Source organism: Frankia canadensis (genome assembly GCF_900197875.1).
GTDB lineage: Bacteria > Actinomycetota > Actinomycetes > Frankiales > Frankiaceae > Frankia > Frankia canadensis.
The window spans coordinates 16,190-37,550 of sequence record NZ_FZMO01000379.1; the positions used below are offsets into that span (position 1 = coordinate 16,190).

Here is a 21,361-nt window from a genome sequence, read left to right on the forward strand (position 1 = left end):
GGGCATGGGGCCGCAGGGGCATGGGGCGTCAGGGCGTCAGGGCGTGACCAGCGCGCGGTGGCGGGCCTCGCGTAGCGCCACCGTCTCCGGCGGGCCGTCCAGCGGCCGCAGCGCACTGCCGTGGACGAAGCCGAGTAGCAGGTCGGCGAGGGCCGGGTTCTGCGCCAGCACCGGTCCGTGCAGGTAGGTGCCGATCACCCGGCCGTCGACGATGCCGTCGGTGCCGGGAGCGCCGCCGTGGTCGTCCGCACGGCCGCCGGCCTCCCCCCCGCCGGCGGCGGAGCCGTCTCCGACGCCGCGGCGCACGATGCCGAGCGGAAAGCCGCCCGCGCCGGGCAGCCGCCGGGTGCGCCCGCCGTGGTTCTCGTACCCGAACAGGGTAGGCAGGCCGAGCCGCGGGTCCGGCTCGACGACGATGTCGCCGACGGCGCGCGGGGGCGGCGCGGCGTCGGGCGGGCCGAACGAGCGGCGGGTCTCGATGTCGACGAGGCCGAGGCCCTCGTGGATCCGCCCGCCGGACGGGTAGCTGGTCCCGATCACCTGGTAGCCGGCGCAGACGGCCAGGACGGCCGCGCCGCCGCCGACCGCGCGCAGGATGGCCCGGTTCTGCCGGATGCCGTCGGCGGCGAGCACCTGCGGCGCGTCCTCGCCGCCGCCGAGCAGGTAGATGTCGCACCCGTCGGGCACCGGGGAGCCCGCGGGAACGTTGACCACCTCGGCCGGCAGACCCCGCCAGCGCAGCCGGCGGGCCAGCACGATGGCGTTGCCGCCGTCGCCGTAGGTGCCGAGCAGCTCGGGGTAGATCAGCGCGATCCTGGTCGCCGAGACGCCCCTCACCGGGAGCACCGGACCAGCAGGTCACGGAACGCGGTGTAGTTGGCGACCACGTCGACCACCTTCTCGTTCGCCGCGAGCGCGGCGGCCTCGGCGCTGGGATGCAGGCTGTGCGCCACCTCGGCGTACGCGAGCCGCACGCTCATGTCCTCCTTGCGCTCGCCGGTGACGAGCACCTGGCGGCCGCGCAGCCGTTCGAGCGGAACATCCCAGATCCAGGACGGATCGCGGCCGTCGGCGGTCTGCGAGTTGAAGTCGATGACGACGGGGCGCGGCGGAGCGTCGGCGAGCAGCTCCATCATCTCCACCCAGCCGGCCGGGTTCTTCGCCAGCAGCAGCCGACCCCGCCGGCCCGGCTCGCCGAGGACGACCTCCTGATAGCGGCCCTGGACGTCCCCAAGGCCGGTCATCGCGCCGAGCGACGCCTCGACCTCGACGCCGAACTCGCGGGCGGCCGCCGCCGCCATCGCCGCGTTGCCGAGGTTGACCCGGCCGGGCAGGTCGATGCGGGCGGGGATCGTCCGGCCGTACCAGAGCAGCTCCCGCGGGCCGGTGACGGCGACGATCGGCTCCGGGCGGGCCAGGCCGCACTCGGACCACCAGCCACTCTCGTTGCGGTACAGCAGCTTCGCGCACTGGGGGCAGACCATCGCGTCCGCCGTCCAGTTCTGGCCGGCCGACACCCACACCTGGCGCCGCCAGCCGGCGGCCGCCCAGGCGACCAGCGGATCGTCGACGTTCGCGACGACCGTCGTCTCCGGCAGTTCGCCGCCGAGCTCCCGCCACATCGCGGCGATGCGGCGCGTCTCGTTCGACCGGTCCAACTGGTCGCGGCTGATGTTGAGCAGCAGCACCACCCGGGGGGTGATCTGCCGGGCGACCTTCGGCAGCCACATCTCGTCGACCTCGAGGGCCGCCGCGGCGTCGAACGGCGGGCGGGACAGCGCGGCCAGCACGCCCGGGGCCATGTTCGCGCCGCCGCTGTTCGAGGTGACCGGGCCGAGGGTGCCCAGCGCCCGGGCGAGCAGCCGGGTCGTCGTCGTCTTGCCGTTCGTGCCGGACACGCAGGCACTGGGCCGGTGGGAACCGACCTCGGCGAGCATCTCCGGGGAGACCCGCAGGGCGAGCTTGCCGCCGATCATCTCCCCCGAACCGCGGCCAAGGCGGCGCGACGCCTCGGCGGCCAGGCGTTCGACGGCGAGCGCGGCCTGGGTCCTGGCGGTGAACCTGCGCGGGAATGATGTCGTCATCGCGCTTTCTACAGTGCCACGAGGGTGGTGGGCTGCGAAGGCCACCCCCGCCTGTCGTTCGGAAACCTCACACTTGCCGCTGTTGCCGGCTTCGGTCGGCCGAGGAGGTGTCCCGCCCCGGACGTCCCCTTTCGCCGTCTCCATCACCGCAGGTGAATGAGGATGACCGTCCGTCCCCGCAGGAGGGGACACCGATAGTCACCTCGCGGCTGCGGCCGCGGGTGTCAACCGGACCTCGGTGGGGGAATCGACTCGGTGGCACGGTAGAACTCACCCGACGGGGTGAACCGGAATTCCCAGGACCGGCGCGCGGGGCGAGAATCACAGGCGGAACAGTCGCAGCGGGCTCGGCGGGGACGCGCCGCCCCGCCTACGGGTCCGCGAGCGGCCCGCGGTCCCGGTCGGCCGGGCACCCGGGGCACGGAAAGGACGTGAGGGCGCACAGTGACCACGAAGGCAGTCGCGATCGCGCGGGAGCACGGCCGCTGGTCCGTGCACGACATCGACCCGGCGGACGCCGAGAACCTCGACGACCTCACCGACGCGATGCGTGACTTCGGAGACGACACCATCGTGGCGTTCCTGGAGGAGGACGACGAGTACCTCGCGGTCGTCCGCCTCGGCGCCGACGATCCCGACACCAAGGTCTTCCTGTCCGATCGCCGGGTCCTCGTGACCTCCGAACTCGCCGAGCGCCTGTTCGCCGACGCCCTGCCGTCGATGGCCGCGTTCACCGAGGACGACGAGGACGACGACGCCTCGGCGCTCACCCAGGCCGCCCCCGTCGGCGACCTGGACCTGCTCGCCGACCTCGGCACGTCCGCCGAGGCGCTGCTGGAGCTGATCAGCGAGGAGGGCATGCTCCCCGCCGACCTGATCAGCGCCCTGAGCGAGCGCGCCGGCGCCGGGGAGATCCTCGACGACGCCCGTGGCTGATCCGCTCCACCACGCCGTGATGGGCACCCGCCAGGACGAGGACGTGTCCACCCGTCCGGGGACGCCCACCCGGGTGAGAACGCACCCCCGTACCAGCGTGCCCGGGAACGGCTCGTGACGGCGACGATCGCGGGGGGTCGCCACGACGCGGCGATGGGGCTGGCGCTCGCCGAGGCACGGTTGGCGCTGGCGCATGGGGACGTGCCCGTCGGGGCGGTCGTCGTCGCCGGCGACGGCACGGTGCTGGGAGCGGGCCACAACGCGCGCGAGCGCGACGGCGACCCGACGGCCCACGCCGAGGTGATCGCGCTGCGGGCGGCGGCACGCGCGGTCGGCGCCTGGCGGCTGGCCGGCGCCACCCTCGTCGTCACGCTCGAACCGTGCACGATGTGCGCGGGCGCGCTCGTGCTGGCCCGGGTCGACCGGCTCGTCTACGGCGCGTTCGACGACAAGGCCGGCGCGGTCGGCTCCCTGTGGGACGTCGTGCGCGACCGCCGTCTCAACCACCGCCCCGAGGTGATCGCCGGCGTCCGCGCCGACGAGTGCGGTGCCCTGCTCGCCTCCTTCTTCGCTGACCGCCGCCCGGACTCCGCCGGCCGGGCGCCGCTCGCCGAGCCGCCGACGCCATCAGAGGGGGGCGGCGAACCGGACGCTCTGGGCGTCCGGTAAGCTCATCCACGGTGGAGTCGCCTAGTGGCCGAGGGCGCACGCCTCGAAAGCGTGTGAGGGGGCAACCCCTCCGTGGGTTCAAATCCCACCTCCACCGCCCATCCGCCAGGTCCAGGCCTGGCGTTCGCCACCGGTAGACGACGAGCTGGGTCTCGGGCGTCCCCTAGGCCACGCCCTGGGGGCGTGATCTCCACGGCCAACTTCCCGTAAGCCGCATAGCGGGCGTACTTCCCGCAGGCGGGAAGGTGCGTGCAGGGGACAGCGACGCCGTGTCGCGAACACGCGGCTCCCTGTCCGTTCTGCCCCGAATATGCGACACGGGCCGCTGTGAAACTGCCGAGACGCTGTCACGACTCGCCGCGGCCAGGCACTCGAAGGTCACGGCCTGGTACACGCCCGCCCCGCCTGCCCGCCCGCCCGCGGCGGGCGACAGCCCGTCCCACCCCGGGTGGGCGAGACAGCTCCCCCTCGTCAACTTGCGGCGACTACGCAGCGTGAAATAGTCAGCCCGGGCAGTAATTCATTACTGACCATGGTTCCGGTGAACGCACGCCGGAGCCAGCTAGTCGCAGGACTGTCCATCAGTCGCACGACCGATGAGTCGGAGGCAATGGCATGGCGAGGATCGTCATTTTTGGTGCCGCGGGTCAGATCGGACGCCGCATCACTGACGAAGCGATTCGGCGGGGGCACGAGGTCACGGCGGTCGAGGTCGACGCCGCCCGCGTGAAGAAGCTCCCCCGCAAGGCGAACGGCGTCGAGGGTGACGTCACGTCGCGGGACGTCGTCCAGCGGCTGGCACAGGACGCGGACGCCGTCGTCGTCGCCGTGGGTGGTGTCGACCGTCCGGTGCACGCGAACGCGGCCCGGACCCTCGTCGACGTTCTGCCCCGCATCGGCGAGCAGGCCCCGGCCATCGTGCACGTCTCCAGCGGTGGCACGCTGGAGGACGAGAACGGTCAGCGGCTCGTCGACGGCTCCGACTTCCCGGCGGCCGAGCGCAAGGACGCGCTCGACCAGGCGGACGCGCTCGACGTCTACCGCGGGGCCCGCAACGTGCGGTGGGTCGCCATCGCCCCGCCGCCGCGCAACGTCGGCCAGGGCCAGCGCCGCGGCGCCTACCGCACCGGCACCGACCGTCCCGTGGTCGACGCCCAGGGCCAGGTCGGCATCTCGCACGAGGACTTCGCGATCGCGGTCGTCGACGAGATCGAGCGGCCACGCAACCGCAACCGGCGCATCACGGTGGGCAACTGAACCCACGCTGAGTGCCATCCCGTGGCCAATGGCGACCACGGGTGACACGGCGCACCGGCGGCCCCGTCGACGATGCCGGTTTGGTTGACCGGTGCGCCGGCCCGGGTGGCGCGGGTGGACAGGGCAATTCGCCCGTCCGCTCCGCGCCGCCCGGGCCATTCACGTTTTCCGGCCGTTTCCGCGGGCGCCGTCGAGGCCCGCGGAACATCCTTCAGGACTTCAGGACGTCCGTCAGGACATCCTTCAAGGCATCTTTCAAGGCATCCCTCAGGACATCCCTCAGGACATCGTCGTGAGGATCGCCTCGATGTCGCCGGGTGTGGTCCGCGGGTTCACGATGGCGAAACGGGCGACCGTCTCGCCGTCGTGCCGGGTCGGCGGCACGAACGCGAATCCGGCCCGCAGCAGACTGCCGCTCCAGCGGTGATAGTCGACCTCGTCCCAGCCACGCCGGCGGAACACCACGACGGACAGCTGCGGCGGGCGGACGAGTTCCAGGTCGGGACGGGCGGCGATCTGCTCGGCCGCGGACCTGGCGGTGGCCAGGGTCGTCTCCACCGCGTTCGCGTAGGCGTGGGTGCCATGGGTGGCGAGCGAGAACCAGAACGGCAACCCGCGGGCTCGCCGCGACAGCCCGATCGCGTAGTCGGACGGATTCCAGTTCGCCGCCGAATCGAGCACGTCGAGATATCCGGCCCGTTGCGGGCTGTGTGCCGCGCGCGCCACGGCGGGATCTCGGTACACCAGCGCGCACGCGTCGAACGGCGAGAACAGCCACTTGTGCGGGTCGACGATGAACGAGTCGACCTCGGCGATGCCGTCGAACAGCGGGCGTGCCGACGGGGCGGCGAGCGCGGCGAGGCCGTACGCGCCGTCCGCGTGCACCCACAAACCGCGCCCGCGCGCCACCTCGACGATGCCCCGCAGGTCGTCGACGATGCCGAACTGGGTCGTCCCCGCGGTCGCCACCACGGCGAACACACCGTCCGCGAACGCGTTCCCGCCGCAGCCGCCTCCCACGGGCGGGCCGGTCCGGGGTGGCGCCGCCTCTGCCATGGCGTCGAGCGCCGCGGCGAGGCGGGAGCCGGTCAGCCGGCCGTCCACACCGGACGGGACGGCCACGAGGTCGACGTCGAGGACGGATGCGGCCTGGTAGAGCGAGGAGTGCGCCTCCTCGCCGCAGACGAACCGCCACCGCGACGGCTGCGGTGATCCGGCCGCCGCCAGCCGCTCCCGCGCCGCGTGGCGGGCGGCGGCGAGCGCCGACAGGTTCCCGACCGTGCCGCCGGGCACGAACACACCGCCGGCCTCGGCGGGCAGGCCGGCCAGATCCGCCAGCCAGCGCAGCGCCTCGTTCTCGGCGTGTATGGCGCCCGCGCCCTCCATCCAGCTCCCGCCGTAGATGGACGACGCGCCGACCACAAGGTCGAACAACACCGCCGCGCGGGTGGGCGCGGCCGGAATGAACGCGAGATTGCGCGGATGATCGGCGGAGATGCAGGCCCGGGCCAGCACCTCGTCGAAGATCTCCAGCGCGCGGCGACCGCCGATACCCTCCGGCGTGATCGTCGGCCCGGCGCGGGCGGTCAGTTCCGCCGGCGAGGCCGGACCATCGAGGGGAACCGGATCGAACCCGAGCCGCAGCCGGGTAACGTCGAACACCGCCCGCAGCAGATCGGCCGTCTCGGCGTCAAACTGGTGCACGTCGACGGAAACTCGACCGACCAGAGCAGACCCCGGTTCTTACGCCTCCGACCGGCCGCGCTGGCGCTTGAAGAGGAAGCCGCCACCCACGAGCGCAACCAGCAGGATGATCGCACCGACACGCTTCACAACGAACCTCCACGATGAGGACTCACGCTACGCTGAACGGCTGATCCGGGCCCATCCGCCACGTGACGGACAGATACCGCGCGCATCGCCTGACCGGTCGTCCACAACGATACGGCGACCCGGCGGCGATGCCTTCATGCCGTTGGAATCCGAGCATGCCATGAAGGACGCCCGGGTGCGCGACCGGCCCGCCAGAATTACGGGCTCCTCCCCGCTCCAGGGCTCGGACAGGGGCCGTATCCCAGGGCAATCCTCCCCGAATCTGTCGCCTTGACGACGTTTTCGCCCGCCTGCCGGCCGTGGGTGGGCCCCGGGTGTGCCGGGGCCCGCCGAACCATGCCGCACTGTCGTGAGAACAGCGCAGGGCCACCCGGCCACGACGTACCGTCAACCGGCCGGCCGCGATCCCACGGGCGGCGAGGGCGCCGCACCCTCGTGCTCGGCGACGAGGGCCGCCAGGACGTCGGCGTGGCACGGCTCGCCCGGCGGGCACCAGCAGCCCAGCCGGTGGCCGGCGAGCGCCGGCAGCTCCGCCAGCCGCTCCGCCCGGGAGTAGCGCCGGCCGGCCCGGTCGCGGCACTCGTCCGGCCCGTCGCCCGACATCCAGGCGGCGTAGCGGGCGATGGCCCGGTCCCGGCCCATCTCCCGCTGGTCGAACGGGTTGCCCCACCGGGTGGGACGGGCGACCACGACGACGTCGTCGGGCTTGCGCCAGCCGGCCGCCCGGGAGAGTCGGACATGGACACGCGGCGCGGTCATCGCACCCTCCCTCCCCCGCGGGGACACGCCACCGGCCGCCCTGGGCGCGGCCGGCCCCGCCGCGGAGCCACCACGGATGTCCCCGCCACGCGCCGCGGAAACCACCCGTCAACATCCGGATCACCTCAGACATTCACCTTCGGGTAAGCGACACGCCAGCGATGGGACACTGCCCGTTCATCTCACCGAATTCCAGCGCCGGCAACGGCGACACGGAATCCGACAACCCGTATTCCGACGGGAGCGGACCCGGCCGGGCGACGTAGTATCGAAGGGGCGGCGATATGCGTACGCCGCAATATCAGAATGAGTCCGTCCGTAGCCTGCCCGGGGATGGGGAGTGGCCCGCGTCTTCATCAGTCATGCCAGCTCCGACAGCACGTTCGCGGAGCGGATCCACCGCGAGCTGGCCGATCTAGGGCACCAGGCATTCCTGGCCCGGGACATCCGCAAGGGAATCCGGGTCGGCGATCTCTGGAAGGACCGTCTGCATCAGGAACTGCGCGCCGCCGACGCGGTCATCTGCGTACTCACCGACGCCTATAACGCGTCCCCCTGGTGCGCGTACGAGATCGGCATCGCGCACGAGGTCGGCAGTCTGCTGCTGCCGCTGCGCTCCCAGCCGGGAGTCACCTCCCCGCTGCTGGACGACCGGCAGCACGTCGTCGCCGCGGTCGACGACGGCTGGATCGGCGATCTGGACGTCGCGCTGCGCCGGGTCGACGCCTCCGGCGGGCTCGGCTGGGCATGGGAGCGCTCGCCGTTTCCCGGCCTGAGCCCGTTCACCCGGGACATGGCCCGGGTCTTCTACGGCCGTGACGACGAGCTGCGCCGGCTGACCCACCGGCTGCGCGCGCTCAGCGACCGGCGCCTGCTGCTCGTCGTCGGCGGCTCGGGCTGCGGGAAGTCGTCGCTGGTCGGCGCCGGGCTCGCCGCCCGGCTGGGTGGTGAGGCGGGCTGGCTGGTGGCCGAGCCGTTCGTGCCGGGCCGCGACCCCGTCCGCAAGCTGGCGCTGGCGCTCGCGAAGGCGGCCGAGACCGCGGGCGCGCCGTGGGACGCGCCCGACGCGCTGCGGCGGCTGCGCGGGGAACCGAGTTCCCTCGCCACACTCAGCGAACGTCTGCTCGACGCGGTGCCCGGTCCCCCGCGCGACCGGCTGCTGCTCGTCGTCGACCAGGGCGAGGAGCTGTTCACCCGCACCGGGCCCGAGGACCGCTCGCACTTCGCCGCGGTGCTCTCCCGCGGGCTCGACGGTCCCATCCGGGTCGTCATCGCGGTGCGTTCGGAGTTCCAGGACCAGCTGTTCGCCGTGCCCGAGCTGCGCGACGCCCACCTGCACGCGTTCCCGCTGCGCCCGCTCGGGCGCGACATGCTGCACGTCGTGATCACCGAGCCGGCCCGGGTCGCCGGCCTCGCGGTCGATCCGGAGCTGGTCGGCCGGATGGTCGAGGAGACCGCGGACGGGGAGGCACTGCCGCTGCTGGCCTTCACCCTGCATGAGCTGGCCCGCGGCCAGACCCGCGGCGGCCGGCTGTCCGAACGGCGCTACGACGAGCTCGGCGGGGTGCGCGGCGCGCTGGCCCGCCGCGCCGACGCCGTGCTCGACGAGGCGGTCGCCACCTCCCGCCTTCCCCGCGAGGACATCCTCGCGAGCATGACGGAACTCGCCACCCTGGACGAGGCCGGCCGGCGCACCCGCCGCCGCATCGACCTCGACGAACTGTCCTCGGCCGCGCTACGCACCGCCCTCGGGACCTTCGTCGAGCAACGGCTGCTGTCCACGGCGAGCGACAGCGGCAGCTTCGGCGGCACGGCCGTGGGCGTCGTCCACGAGGCGCTGCTGACCGCCTGGCTGCCCCTGGACGCGGCGATCCGCGGGCGGGAGGCGGCGCTGCTGGCAGAGGGCCAGGTCGAGCGGGCGGCCGCCGAATGGGCGCGCGGCGCGGACGGCACCAGCACCGGCACCGGCACCGATGGGCCGGCGAACGGCCAGGTAAACGGCCAGGAGGACCACGCGCTGTGGGGCACCGACCGGCTGCGCGCCGCGACGACCATCCTGTGGGGGTCCCACGACCGGTTCCGGGCCGGCGCCGAGCCGGCCGTCAACCTCAACCGCCTCGGCCGCCAGTTCCTCGCCGCCTGCAACCAGCGGGCCGAGGACCGGGCCCGCCGGGACCGGGCTCGGCGCCGGCGCATCACCATCGGGCTGTCCCTGCTGCTCGCGCTGGCCGTCCTCGGCGGCGTTACGACCTACTGGCAGGCCGACCGGGCCCGGGCCGCGCAGCAGGCCGCCGAGGACGCGCAGCGAGCCGCGATCTCCCGCGCGCTGCTGACGTCCGCCGACGGCGTCCGCGACACCGACCCGACGCTGGCACTGCGCCTGGGCATCGCCGCCGCGGCGATCGGGCCGCACGCGGCGGGCGGCCAGCCGGACCCGGCGAGCCGGGCGAACCTGCTGCAGAGCCTCGCCACCGACCCCGCCGGGCTCGCCAGTCGCGGCGATCCGGTCACCGCCGTGGCCTTCTCCCCACGCTCCGATCTGCTGGCCGCCGGCGGGGCGGACGCGTCGGTCCAGCTATGGACGGTCGTCCGGGGCCAGACCGTCGCGCTCGGCCCGCCGCTCACCGGGCTGCGCGGCCCCGTCGACACGGTCGCGTTCACCGACGGCGGCCGCACCCTGACCGCCACCGACACCGGCGGCCATCGCCAGGCGTGGGACATCGGCACCCGCACACGTCCTCGCCCCCTCGGCATCACCGGCACGTCCAACACCGGCACGTCCAACACCGGCACGTCCAGCACCGGCACGAGTCTCGGCGACCCGCGGGTGGCCCGGGTCGGGCAGCCCGGATCGCCGGTGACGATCGAGGCCGACGGGCGGGACCTGCGCGCCGGCCGCGCCCAGGAGAACGGCCAGTCCGGCGTCATCGACGTCACCGCGGTCGGAGATGACGGCGGCCGCCGGCCGCTCGGTCAGATCCGGACCGACACCGGGTCGGTGCGGGCGTTGGCCTTCTCCCCCGACGGCAGCATCCTGGCCAGCGCCGACTCCGGCGACGGCGTGCGCCTGTGGCACGCGGTACCCGCCGGTGGCGCCTGCCCCGCGGGCGCCGCACCCGCGACCCCGACATCGGTACCGACACCGGGCTCGCCGGCGTCGGAGCCGTCGGCGTCGGACCCGGTGACGTCGGACCCGGTGAGATCGGGCCCGGTGACGTCGGGCGGGATCTGCCCCGTCGGCGAGCCGCTGCGGGGCCATCGCCGCTCGGTGCTGTCCCTGGCGTTCTCCCCGGACGGCACGCTGCTGGCCTCCGGCGCCTATGACGGCAGCATCCGCCTGTGGAGCCTCGATCCGGTCGCGGACTTTCTCACGGGCGGCATCGTCGCGCGGGCCTGCCGGGTCGCCGGCGGCGGCCTCGACGCCTCGTCCTGGCAGTTCTACGTTCGTGGCCTGCCCTTCCAGCGGACGTGCCCGCGGTGATCGGCGATCGGTGCCGCGCGATGCTTCCCGTCGGGCCTGCGCGGGCGGACCATCTTTAACATGGCGTTGACATACGGCGTTCCCGCCCGCTTCGAGATACCGACGGTCATCACCTCCCGGCTGGTCCTGCGCGGCTGGCGGCCCGCGGACCTGCGCCCCTACGCGGCCATGAACGCCGATCCGCAGACCATGCGCTACCTGGACGGACCCATCGGCGCGGCCGCGACGGAACGCCTGATCACGCATCTCATCGGCATGTGGGCGCTACGCGGGCACGGCATGTGGGCGGTGGAGGAACGGGGCAGTGGCGAGTTCCTGGGCCGCGCCGGCGCCTACGTCGGGGAGGGCTGGCCGGGGATCGAGGTGGCCGTGTCGATCCGCCGTGACCACTGGGGGCACGGCCTGGGCACCGAGGCGGTCCGCGCGTCGCTCGCCTTCGGCTTCGAGCGGCTGGGGGTGGACGAGCTGATCACCACCACCCATCGCGACAACGCCGGGATGAACGCGATCGCCCACCGGCTCGGAATGACGTTCCGCGGCGTCGCGGACGTCGGGCCCTGGCGGGCCAGCAACGTCTACGCGATCAGCCGCGCCGAGTGGTACGCCCGCGCCCGGGCGTCCGCACCATCCCTGCCCTCCTTATCCCGCGCCTGGACCGCCACGCTGTCCCCCGGCCGGGCAGCCGCGTCCCCTTCACCGGCCGTCCGGGAGCCGCGCCCCTGATCGCCCGGCCCGGCCCGCCCAGCCCGGACCCGACTCGGCTCGGCTCGGCTCAGGTCGTCACGGCCGCTTCCCGCCCGGCGGCGGCGACCGCCCGCCAGAAATCGTCCGGCCCGTCCTGCGGGCCCGTCACCCGGCGGCCGCGCGCATCCAGGTCAGCGCGTTACCAGGGCAGGTTGAGCTCGAACGGGACGTCGGCGAGGCGCCCGGCCCGCTCCTGCAGCTCCGCGACGGTCCAGCGGTGGTCGGTCTCGATCCCGTCGATGAGGGCCCAGGGCTGGAACAGCTGGACGCTGCCGCCGTGGACGAAGAACGACCGGCCCCGCAGCGGGCAGTCCGCCGTCGCCAGGTAGGCGACGAACGGCGCGATGTTCGCCGGGTCGTCCGGATCGAAGCCGAACTCGTCCGGCTTCGCCTCGCCGGACAGGCTCTCGGTGAGCCGCGTGCGCGCCGCCGGGGCGATCGCGTTCAGGCGGACGCCGAAACGGTCGAGCTCCAGCTGGGCGATGTGGGTCAGCGAGGCGATGCCCGACTTGGCGGCGCCGTAGTTCGTCTGCCCGAAGTTGCCGAACAGGCCGGACGTCGAGGACGTGTTGATCACCGCGGGCCGCAGCTCGCGGCCGGCCTTCGCCGCGTCCCGCCAGTAGCGGGCGGCCGCGCGCAGCGGCATGAAGTGGCCGCGCAGGTGCACGCGGATGACGGCGTCCCACTCCTCGTCGGACATGTTGACCAGCTGCCGGTCGCGCAGGATGCCGGCGTTGTTGACCAGGACGTGCAGGTCGCCGAACGTGTCCAGCGCGGTCCGCACGAGCCGCTCGGCGCCGTCGGCGTCGGTCACGTCGTCGCCGTTCGCGACCGCCTCGCCGCCGGCCGCGCGGATCTCCTCGACCACCTGCTGGGCCGGGCCGGCGTCGGCGCCCGTGCCGTCGGGGGCGCCACCGAGGTCGTTGACCACGACCCGGGCGCCCTCCTGGGCGAACAGCAGCGCGTGCTCCCGTCCGATCCCGCGACCCGCCCCGGTGATGACGGCGACCCGCCCGTCCAGTGCGCCCATCGCCCGCTCCTCCTCGCCCGATCCCTCCAGCCTCAATAACAGAGCGCTCTCACCGGCCGCAAGGACTGGTCACGGCCGGCGCGGACCGCTGACGGCCTGCCCCATCCGCATCGAATGCGCCTCGACCGGGCTTGTGAATACGATCCGGGCCTACGGAGCAGGCACTTTCCCCACCCCCAGGCGGGGGGCCGGTACCTCGACACCAGCCGGAACACCAGCCGGCGCGCGGGGTGCGTGGGCGGGCGCCGCACGCGCCCCGGTTCGATCTGGAGGACGGACACGTGAGCAAGCAGGTACCCCTCGTCGACTATCTGGTGCTCGACGGTCCCGACGGCTCCGCGCATCTCGCCGCGCAGGAGTGCGTCAGCTGTCAGGCCCACTTCTTCGACCACCGCATCGCCTGCGCGTCCTGCGAGGGCGAGGAGTTCCGCACCGTGGACGTGCCGACCGAGGGCGAGCTGCGCACGTTCACGATCGTCAGCTTCGCGGCTCCCGGTATCGCCGTGCCGTTCGTGGCCGCCGTCGTCGACTGCGGCGGCACCAGCGTGCGCGCCAACATCGTGAACACGCCGCCCGATCCGGAGCACGTGCGCCTCGGGATGAAGGTGCGGCTGGCGCTGACCACGGTGGGCACGGACGCCGCGGGCGTGGAGGCGGTCGGCTTCGGCTTCGAGCCCGTCGCCTGATTCCGCCAGGCAGTCGGTACCCCACCGGATCAGGCACGGTTCAGGCGAGACAGGAGACGTCCATGACGGACAATGTGTGGATCCTCGGTATCCACATGACCAAGTTTGGTAAGCACAAGACGCTCGACACGCTCGACCTCGGCGCCCAGGCCGCCCGCGGCGCGCTGCGCGACGCCGGCCTCACCATGCGTGACGTCGGCGTGCTGGGCGCCGGCAACCTGATCGGCAACGCCGCCGGTTTCGGCCAGGAGCTGCAGAAGCAGATCGGCCAGACGGGCATCCCGGTGTTCAACGTGGCGAACGCCTGTGCCACGGGAGCCACCGCGCTGCGGGTGGCCATCATGGCGATCAAGGCCGGCGAGACCGATGTCGGCATGGCCGTCGGTGTGGAGAAGCTCTCGGGAGCGGGCCTGCTCGGCGGCAACACCCGTGCCGCCGACGCGGACACCTGGACCCCCGAGGGCCGCCAGGGCGCCGTCGCCCCGCTCGACGGCCGCATCGGCACCGAGACGATGCCGGGCGTGTTCGCGCAGGTCGGCATGGAGTACGGCCACCGCTACGGCGGCACCAGCTTCGAGCTGTTCGCGCGGATCTCGGAGAAGAACCACGCCCACTCGACGCTGAACCCGCTGGCCTCGTACCAGAAGCGGTTCACCCTCGACCAGATCATGAACGACGTCATGGTCTCCTACCCGAACACGCGGGCGATGTGCTCCGCGAACTGCGACGGTGGCGCGGCGGCCGTGGTCGTCAGCGAGCGGTACCTGCGCACGCTGTCCCCCGAGCAGCAGCGCCGGGCCGTCAAGATCAGCGCCTCGGTGCTGACCAGCGACCCGTGGCAGGAGGCCTGCCAGGTCCTGCCGGACGTGAACACGCTCACCCGGCGGGCGGCCGAGCAGGCCTACGAGGCCGCCGGCGTCGGCCCGGAGGACCTCGACCTCGTCGAGCTGCACGACTGCTTCGCCACCGCGGAGCTGGTGCACTACGACAACCTCAAGCTGTGCGAGCCGGGCAACGCGGTCGACTTCTTCAACTCCGGTGCCACCTGGCGGGACGGCAGCACGCCCGTCAACGTCTCCGGCGGTCTGGAGTCGAAGGGCCACCCGGTGTCCGCGACCGGAATCGCGAACATCTGGGAGGTCGCCACCCACCTGCGCGGTGAGGCCGGCGACCGCCAGATCGAGGGTGCCCGGGTCGGCCTCGCGCACGTCATCGGCATCGGCAGCGCGTGTGGTGTGCACATCCTGGAGAAGGCCGCGGCCTGACTGCGTCCCGCACCGACACCGGGGGGCGCGGGCCGGCCATCGCCGGCTCCCGCCTCCCGGTGGCCCAGCCTAGGGGAAGAGCAGCCGACCGCCGTCAAGCATGAGCGTGGCGCCGGTCAGGTACCGGAAGTCGTCGCCGACGAGCGCGGCGACGGCGTTCGCGATGTCCGCGGACTCGTCGCCCATCCGGCCGAGCGGCACGGTCTTCAGCATCGCCCGGTACGCCTCGGGATGGGATTCCTGGAACTCGAGGCCCGCGGGGGTGAGCGCCGCCGGGCAGATGACGTTGACCCGGATGTTGTCGCGGCCCCACTCGCGCGCCGCGACCCGGCTCAGGCCGCGGATCGCCTCCTTCGTCATCACGTACGGGCCGAACCCGACGTCGCCGATGATCGCCGTCGACGAGCCGAAGTTCACGACGCAGCCGCCGCCGCGCTGCTTCATCACGGGATGGCAGGCCTGCATCGCGTAGAGCGTGCCGCGCGCCCCACTGCCGAAGTAGAGGTCGAACGTCTCGTCGTCGAGTGCGGTCAGGCGCGCGGGCGGGGCGGTGGCCTGCGCGTTGTTGACGAGGATGTCCACGCCGCCGAACGCGTCGACGGCGACGGCGACGGTCGCGTCGACGTCCGCCCGCCGGGCCACGTCGGCGGCGACCGCGACGGCCCGGGTGCCGCGCGTGGCGAGCTCCGCGACCACCGGGTCGAGCTTGGCCTTCGTACGCCCGTTGATGACGATGTTGGCGCCGCGATCGCCGAGCGCCAGCGCGATGGCTCGCCCGAGGCCCTGGCCAGCGCCGGTGACGATCGCCGTCCGGCCCTGCAGCTGCGTCCCCACCGTGCCTCCGCTCCACCGCCCGAATCGGTCGCCAGGGTGGAAGCTATCGCCGGAGTCGTTCCAGTCGCCAACGATGCCGAATCCCCTCGACAGGGTCCATGCGCTCCTCAGCAGGGTCCATGCGCTCCGAACACCAGGGCATATGTGCGGAACAGTGTCCTTATTGCTGGAGGGTGGTAGCGTCCGAAGGGTGTCGCGGCCCACGGACCCGGGGATCTCCTTCCTGGGTGATGCGGACGATCCGGCGTCCGCCGGGCTGCCGAGCCATCTTCGCTACGGCGGAGGGCCGCGTCTCACGCCTGATCCGCGGCCGTCCTGGGCCCCACTGGCCGCCCTCGGGTGGCGCCCGTCCATGGCCGACGTGCGTCGTGGATTCGCCGCGGTCCCGCCCGGCCGGCCCGCGGCACCGGTCGTAGCCGCCAGCCGGCGCTCGGCCATCGTCCTGCTCGTGCACCCGGGCTCCCCGGTCGCCAGCGGCACCGCAACGGCCGGTGCCGACGCGGCCGGCTCCCCCGCGGACGACGCCGGTGCGGTCGCCTGCCCCGTGGACGGTGGCCGGGCGGACGACGCCCACGTCGTGCTGATCGAGCGGTCGCGGACCGCCGGGACACACCGGGGTGACATCGCGTTCCCGGGCGGCGTCCTGCAGCCCGGGGAGGAGCCGGTCGACGGCGCCCTGCGGGAGGTGTGGGAGGAGATCGGCGTGCCCGCCGCGGACGTGGAGGTCATCGGGTCACTCGACATGGTCGCCACCCAGTCGGGATTCGTGATCGCACCGTTCGTCGGCCTGCTGCCGGCGCGGCCCGCGCTCCTGATCGACCGCGCGGAACTGGAGCGGGCGTTCAGCGTCCCGCTCGCGGATCTGGCGCGTGAGGACGCGCACTGGTACGAGGCACTGATGGGAAACGTGCGCCTGGCGCAGCCGTTCTTCACCGTCGGCGGCGACGCCGTCGGCTGGGGTACCACCGGCTCGCTGCTGGTCAGACTGCTCACGGCCGCCGCGGCCGGACATCGCGCGGCCGGACTTCGCGGGGAGGAATCTTGACCAGGTACGAGGACGACGAGTTCGCCCTGCTGCGGGAGAACGCCGACGAGGCCGGCATCCCCTGGGGTGGGCAGCCGACCGTGCGCCGGGTGTCGACGGATGTCGGCGGCGGCCAGAAGGCCAGCGCGCTGCTGTGGGGCGACGAGCCGCCGAAGGTCGTCTTCCTGCACGGCGGCGCCCAGAACGCGCACACCTGGGACACGGTCATCCTCGCTCTCGGGCTGCCGGCGCTCGCCGTCGACCTGCCCGGTCACGGCCACTCCGACTGGCGCGCCGACCGCGACTACATGGCCTGGCGGGCCGCCGAGGCGGTCGATCCCGTGCTGCGCGCGTGGGCGCCGGTGGCCGACGCGGTGGTCGGCATGTCGCTCGGTGGCCTGACCACGATCCGGCTGACGGCGATCGCCCCCGATCTCGTCCGCCGCGGCGTGATCGTTGATGTGACGCCGTCCGTCGGCCTGCGCCAGCCGTCGATGACCCGGGCCGAGCGCGGCACGACCGCCCTGGTCGAGGGCCCGGCCAGCTTCGCCACCTTCGAGGAGATCGTCAAGCTCACCGCCGCCGCGGCGCCGCATCGCCCGCTGTCGAACATCCGCCGCGGCGTCCTGCACAACACCCGCCGGCGGCCGGACGGCCGCTGGGAGTGGCGCTACGACCGGCTCTCGGGCGGCGACGGGTTCGCCACGCTGTGGGAGGACGTCTCCGCCGCGAAGGTTCCGCTGACACTGGTCCGTGGCGGGGCGTCGATCTTCACCGCCGACGAGGACGCCGAGGAGTTCGTCCGCCGCAGCCCGTCGGCCCAGGTCCACGTCGTCCCCGGCGCCGGCCACTCGGTCCAGAGCGACTCTCCCCTGCCGCTGGCCGCCATCATCCGCGAGGCCCTGGCCCGTTCCTGACCGACCGCCACGCCCGCTCGCGCGTTCCCGCCGGGTCCGGTGCGCGGGCGGGCGCGAGGTCAGGGCGCCGCCTCGGCGCTCGTGATGACGGGCAGCTCATCGACGGCGCGGGAGCGGACCGCCGCCGCGAGCTGCTGCCACACCGACTCGGGCAGCCGTTCCTCCACCTGGTTGCCGGGGCCGTGGCGCAGGTGCACGTGCCCCTCGCGCAGCGCCGCGAGGCCCACGGTCGGGGTCCAGGCCGTCCACTCGTCGCCGAGCCCGCCGCCGAGACGCCCGTCCCGGATCGCGCCGGTCAGGTCCCGCCACAGCGCGGCGCTCAGCCGGATCTCGTTCTCGGTGCCGGCGAACTCGTAGCGCACCAGCACGTCGCCGGCCTGTCTGCCGAAGGCGAGGGCGGGGGCGACGGGGGTGGTCCGCCAGGGCACGGCCGTCTCTCCAGGGGGTCGGGCGACATGGGGCGATAGCTGGTGCGCGGCGGTCAGGTGGGCCGGCCAGGCCCCGCCTACGGGACGGCCCAGCCGAACAACGGACGACACGTGTCCTCCTGGAAATCAATCCATATGAGTCGCGGTCCGGTTACCTTTCCGACAAGCAGAAGTCTGCGGACGCGACCGGGAGAACACCAGACGTGCGCGCGATCTGTGCTGTGCCGTGCTCTGTGCCGCACTACGCCGATCCCGTCGGTCACCCGGGCAAACCGGGAAGGGACAGTGCGGTGGACGAGGACGAGGCCGACGCCACGAAGCTTGGCCGGCGCATCCGACAACTTCGTGGACGGATGAGCCAGGACACACTCAGTCGGCGAATTGGATTTCATCGCACCCGGATTTCCAAGGCCGAGAACGGGGACCTTCCGTCCGCGGACCTGTGCGGCGCCCTCGACGAGTTCTGGCAGACCGGCGGCGAACTCCAGGCCTGGCAGGCGCGGTTGGGCGACAGGCTCGACGACAGGGAGGCGGCCACGAACAGGCGGCAGATGTTCGAGCTCTCCGCGGCGGGGCTGATCGCCGCGGAGACCTACCGGCGGCGGACCCGGATCGGCCCGGACGCGCTGACCCTCGCCGAGCTCGACGACGCGATCGACCAGCACGCGGCCGTGTTCACCACCACCCCGCACGCCGTGCTCGCCCCGCGGGTCTACCGGACGTGGACGTCCGCCGAGGCGCTGCTCGACACCGGCGCCAAGGCACGGGCGCAGGCGAAGCTGACCGCGATCGCCGGCTATTCGGCGTACATGCTCTCCCGCCTCGCGTTCAACCTCGGCGACCACTCCTCGTCGCGGCGCTTCGTCACCCAGGCCAGCGACCACGCCGACCAGATCGACGAACCGGTGCTCGCCGCGTCCGTCGCGGCGATGTCCGCCACGCTGGCGTTCTACGGCGGCCAGCACACCGCGGCCGTCGACGCCGCCCGCCGGGCGCCGGACCATCCGTACACCCGCGCCCGCCTCGCCGCCTACGAGGCGCGGGCGTTGGCCGCGCTCGGGGACCTGGACGGCACCCACGCGGCGCTCACCCGGATGCGGCACGCCACCGTCGAGACGCAGCCCCGTCCCGGCAGCTCGCCGTTCGGCGCCGCGAACGCCGAGTGGTTCAGCGCCGGCCTGCTCGCCCGCTTCGGCCGCGGCCGCGAGGTCGAGCCGATCGCCCGCGACGCCGTCGACGCGTTCGACAGCGGCCGGGCCGTCGGCTTCGAGGACCACGGGCACGCCCTGCTCGTCCTCGCGACCACCCTGCTGTGCCGTGACCAGCCAGAACCCGCCGAGGCGGCGGCGCTCGGCGGGCGCACCCTGGCGCTGCTGACCGCGAGCCCCACCCACAGCCTCGTCAGCCGGGTGGCCCGCCTCGCGGCCGATCTGGCGCCCTACCGCGCGATTCCGGAGGTGACCGACTTCCGCGAACAGCTCACGGCGACGGGTCGGCGGGCTTTGATGGAACGGTGACCCTCGACATCGGCGAGTCGGTTCCCGTCGCCGGGGTGCCTGTCGTGCGCACCAGGCGGCTGGTCCTGCGCGGCTGGGAGGCCCGCGACATTCCCGCGTACACCCGGATGGCCCTGCAATCCGAGATGAGCCGCTACACCGGCTCCCCCGGCAGCGAGTCCGCGGTGTGGAACATGTTCGCCCACCAGATCGGCCACTGGGCGCTGAACGGCTTCGGCATGTGGCTGGCGCATGACCGGGTGACCGGCGAGTTCGTCGGCCGCGCCGGCCTTTACCGCGAGCACGGCTGGCCCGGTCTGGAGGCGGCCTGGACGATATGCCCCGAGCGATGGGGGCAGGGTCTGGCGACGGAGGGCGGCGCCGCCGCCGTCGAATACGCCTTCACCCACGTCGACGCGGACCGCGTCATCTCCATCATCCATCCCGAGAACGCGGCGTCTATCCGCGTCGCCGAGAAACTCGGCCTTTCCTTCGCCGAAGCCACCGTCCGCAACGGAAACCCCCGCCACATCTACGCCCTCACCCGCGCCGACTGGAGCGCGCGGCCCGCCGTCGACGGCGGACCCAGGTGGCGGCGACTCCTCAGCGACGGTTGAGTGCTCCTATAACGGCGCACCTCAGCATCTGACGCGGAAGCGGCCCGCCGCAGTTGCTGTCCTCGCGCGGAACCGACCGCGGCCGGACGATCGGAGTCCCGCCGCGGTCCGGATCCGCCCGAGAGAGGAGAAAAGGTGGCTCTCGTCAAAAGCACGCTGTCCGTTGCCGGTGGGAGTGAGGGTCCGTCGCCCATCACGCTCCTGCGCGATCTCTCGCTCGCCTCCGCCGTTCCGGCGGCGCTGCGGACCGTACTGCGGATCCGGCTCGCCGACGAGATCGGCGACACCCCCGTCCCGATCGACCAGCTGGCGAAGGGCCTTGACGTCGACGCGGCCGTACTGGAGCGGCTGCTGCGCAATCTGCGCAGCTACGGGGTGTTCGAGGAGACCGCGGGCGGCATCGCGCACACGCCCACGTCCCGGCTGCTGCGGGAGGACGATCCGCACAGCCTGCGGAACTGGGTCCTGTGGGTCACCGAGCCGTGGGTCTGGGAGCTCTGGCCGGACCTCGAGGAGGCCGTCCGCACCGGGCGCGGTCATTTCGACGAGCGGTACGGCGCCCCGTTCTTCACGCATCTCCACAGGGAATGGCAGGAGTCGACCGAGGTCTTCAACCGTTCCCAGACCGAACTCAGCCGCATCACCTCGGACGCGATCGCCGAATCGCTGGACCTGAGCGGGGTGAAGACCTTCGCCGATGTCGGCGGCGGCCGGGGGTACACGCTGTCGACGATCCTGGAGCACCATCCGCACCTGCACGGCACGCTGGTCGACCTCCCGGCCGCCGTCGCGAACCCGGATCCGCGGCTGCGCGCCGACGGCGCGCTGGCCGGGCGGTCCCGGGTGGTGGCGGGCAGCTGCCTGGAGGAGATCCCGGTCGAGGCGGACGTCTACCAGTTCAAGAGCATCCTCGAATGGGATGACGAGCTGACGGTGACCGCGCTGCGCAACGCGGTGCGCGCCGGCCGGCCTGGCAGCCGCGTGCTCGTCATCACGAACCTGGTCGACGACAGCCCGGAGATCCGCTACGCGACCGGGATCGACCTGCTGTTCCTGCTCAACACCAACGGCCGCCGGCACACCCGCGCCGGTGTGAGCGCGCTCGTCGAGCGCGCCGGTCTGCGCCTCGAGGGCGTCACCGCGGTCCATCCGCTGCTACACGTGGTCGAGACCACCATCCCCGGCTGAGCGGACGTTGACCGAGGAGGCACTGATGGCCACCACCGCCTGTCTCTTATACACATCTGACGCTGCCGACGAGCTGGTAGCCGAACGGCGAGAACGACAGCACCGCGCTGGCC

The 21,361-nt window shown here is 73.2% G+C and carries 19 protein-coding genes and 1 tRNA gene; 13 read left to right on the plus strand and 7 right to left on the minus strand.

What is annotated here, in order from left to right:
• Positions 1 to 36: 36 nt before the first annotated feature.
• Positions 37 to 837: a type 1 glutamine amidotransferase gene (locus C1A33_RS24110; protein WP_101833634.1), complete on the minus strand. Its 801-nt coding sequence runs from the start codon at positions 835 to 837 to the stop codon at positions 37 to 39.
• A complete protein-coding gene (locus C1A33_RS24115) occupies positions 834 to 2,084 on the minus strand; it encodes a MurT ligase domain-containing protein (RefSeq protein WP_101833611.1) in 1,251 nt (416 codons plus the stop codon). The genes C1A33_RS24110 and C1A33_RS24115 overlap by 4 nt, the downstream gene beginning before the upstream one ends.
• Before the next feature lie 444 nt (positions 2,085 to 2,528).
• On the opposite strand from C1A33_RS24115, the gene C1A33_RS24120 reads away from it, so the two are divergent.
• The 4 genes from C1A33_RS24120 to C1A33_RS24135 all read left to right on the plus strand — a co-directional run bounded on the left by C1A33_RS24120 (position 2,529) and on the right by C1A33_RS24135 (position 4,946).
• A complete protein-coding gene (locus tag C1A33_RS24120) occupies positions 2,529 to 3,020 on the plus strand; it encodes a tRNA adenosine deaminase-associated protein (RefSeq protein WP_101833612.1) in 492 nt (163 codons plus the stop codon).
• A gap of 153 nt (positions 3,021 to 3,173) precedes the next feature.
• Positions 3,174 to 3,689, plus strand: a complete 516-nt coding sequence (gene tadA / locus C1A33_RS24125) for a tRNA adenosine(34) deaminase TadA (protein ID WP_101833613.1) — start codon at positions 3,174 to 3,176, stop codon at positions 3,687 to 3,689.
• 10 nt (positions 3,690 to 3,699) lie between these two features.
• Positions 3,700 to 3,786 (plus strand) — tRNA-Ser (locus C1A33_RS24130).
• A gap of 518 nt (positions 3,787 to 4,304) precedes the next feature.
• Entirely contained in the window at positions 4,305 to 4,946 is a 642-nt protein-coding gene (locus C1A33_RS24135; RefSeq protein WP_101833614.1) for an NAD(P)-dependent oxidoreductase, read from the plus strand.
• A gap of 279 nt (positions 4,947 to 5,225) precedes the next feature.
• Here the strand turns inward: C1A33_RS24135 and C1A33_RS24140 are convergent, their stop codons facing one another.
• Positions 5,226 to 6,650 carry a pyridoxal phosphate-dependent decarboxylase family protein gene (locus C1A33_RS24140; RefSeq protein ID WP_101833615.1) on the minus strand — a complete coding sequence of 475 codons (1,425 nt, stop codon included), beginning with the start codon at positions 6,648 to 6,650 and terminating at the stop codon, positions 5,226 to 5,228.
• 516 nt (positions 6,651 to 7,166) lie between these two features.
• On the minus strand, positions 7,167 to 7,538 hold the full coding sequence (locus C1A33_RS24145; RefSeq protein ID WP_101833616.1) for a DUF4326 domain-containing protein: 372 nt from the start codon (positions 7,536 to 7,538) through the stop codon (positions 7,167 to 7,169).
• 340 nt (positions 7,539 to 7,878) lie between these two features.
• Here C1A33_RS24145 and C1A33_RS24150 point away from each other — a divergent pair, with 340 nt between their 5' ends.
• A complete protein-coding gene (locus tag C1A33_RS24150; protein ID WP_101833617.1) occupies positions 7,879 to 11,019 on the plus strand; it encodes an nSTAND1 domain-containing NTPase in 3,141 nt (1,046 codons plus the stop codon).
• A gap of 60 nt (positions 11,020 to 11,079) precedes the next feature.
• On the plus strand, positions 11,080 to 11,742 hold the full coding sequence (locus tag C1A33_RS24155; protein ID WP_101833618.1) for a GNAT family N-acetyltransferase: 663 nt from the start codon (positions 11,080 to 11,082) through the stop codon (positions 11,740 to 11,742).
• 160 nt (positions 11,743 to 11,902) lie between these two features.
• Here C1A33_RS24155 and C1A33_RS24160 read toward each other — a convergent pair whose 3' ends face one another.
• Complete coding sequence (locus C1A33_RS24160) at positions 11,903 to 12,793, minus strand: SDR family oxidoreductase (RefSeq protein WP_101833619.1); 891 nt, start codon at positions 12,791 to 12,793, stop codon at positions 11,903 to 11,905.
• A gap of 281 nt (positions 12,794 to 13,074) precedes the next feature.
• On the opposite strand from C1A33_RS24160, the gene C1A33_RS24165 reads away from it, so the two are divergent.
• Together C1A33_RS24165 and C1A33_RS24170 are read left to right on the plus strand one after the other, a co-directional pair.
• Positions 13,075 to 13,479, plus strand: a complete 405-nt coding sequence (locus tag C1A33_RS24165; RefSeq protein WP_101833620.1) for a Zn-ribbon domain-containing OB-fold protein — start codon at positions 13,075 to 13,077, stop codon at positions 13,477 to 13,479.
• Between the two features lie 62 nt (positions 13,480 to 13,541).
• A complete protein-coding gene (locus C1A33_RS24170) occupies positions 13,542 to 14,744 on the plus strand; it encodes a thiolase family protein (protein ID WP_101833621.1) in 1,203 nt (400 codons plus the stop codon).
• Between the two features lie 69 nt (positions 14,745 to 14,813).
• On the opposite strand, the gene C1A33_RS24175 is transcribed toward C1A33_RS24170, so the two are convergent.
• Positions 14,814 to 15,578 carry an SDR family NAD(P)-dependent oxidoreductase gene (locus tag C1A33_RS24175; protein WP_101833622.1) on the minus strand — a complete coding sequence of 255 codons (765 nt, stop codon included), beginning with the start codon at positions 15,576 to 15,578 and terminating at the stop codon, positions 14,814 to 14,816.
• Positions 15,579 to 15,768: 190 nt separating this feature from the next.
• Between C1A33_RS24175 and C1A33_RS35230 the strand changes: the two genes are divergently transcribed.
• Together C1A33_RS35230 and C1A33_RS24185 are read left to right on the plus strand one after the other, a co-directional pair.
• Positions 15,769 to 16,623, plus strand: coding sequence for an NUDIX hydrolase (locus C1A33_RS35230; protein ID WP_207770470.1), 855 nt, complete (start codon positions 15,769 to 15,771; stop codon positions 16,621 to 16,623).
• Complete coding sequence (locus tag C1A33_RS24185) at positions 16,620 to 17,519, plus strand: alpha/beta fold hydrolase (RefSeq protein WP_101833624.1); 900 nt, start codon at positions 16,620 to 16,622, stop codon at positions 17,517 to 17,519. Before C1A33_RS35230 ends, C1A33_RS24185 begins: the two co-directional genes overlap by 4 nt.
• Positions 17,520 to 17,578: 59 nt before the next feature.
• Here C1A33_RS24185 and C1A33_RS24190 read toward each other — a convergent pair whose 3' ends face one another.
• The gene (locus tag C1A33_RS24190) at positions 17,579 to 18,058 is read right to left on the minus strand and encodes a hypothetical protein (RefSeq protein WP_133150808.1); all 480 of its coding nucleotides are present in this window, start codon (positions 18,056 to 18,058) and stop codon (positions 17,579 to 17,581) included.
• A gap of 179 nt (positions 18,059 to 18,237) precedes the next feature.
• On the opposite strand from C1A33_RS24190, the gene C1A33_RS24195 reads away from it, so the two are divergent.
• The 3 genes from C1A33_RS24195 to C1A33_RS24205 all read left to right on the plus strand — a co-directional run bounded on the left by C1A33_RS24195 (position 18,238) and on the right by C1A33_RS24205 (position 21,248).
• On the plus strand, positions 18,238 to 19,464 hold the full coding sequence (locus C1A33_RS24195) for a helix-turn-helix transcriptional regulator (protein ID WP_101833626.1): 1,227 nt from the start codon (positions 18,238 to 18,240) through the stop codon (positions 19,462 to 19,464).
• Positions 19,461 to 20,060 (plus strand): GNAT family N-acetyltransferase, encoded by a 600-nt coding sequence (locus C1A33_RS24200; protein WP_101833627.1) that lies wholly within the window; start codon positions 19,461 to 19,463, stop codon positions 20,058 to 20,060. The genes C1A33_RS24195 and C1A33_RS24200 overlap by 4 nt, the downstream gene beginning before the upstream one ends.
• 135 nt (positions 20,061 to 20,195) lie before the next feature.
• Positions 20,196 to 21,248 carry a methyltransferase gene (locus tag C1A33_RS24205; protein ID WP_207770471.1) on the plus strand — a complete coding sequence of 351 codons (1,053 nt, stop codon included), beginning with the start codon at positions 20,196 to 20,198 and terminating at the stop codon, positions 21,246 to 21,248.
• Positions 21,249 to 21,361 lie beyond the last annotated feature (113 nt).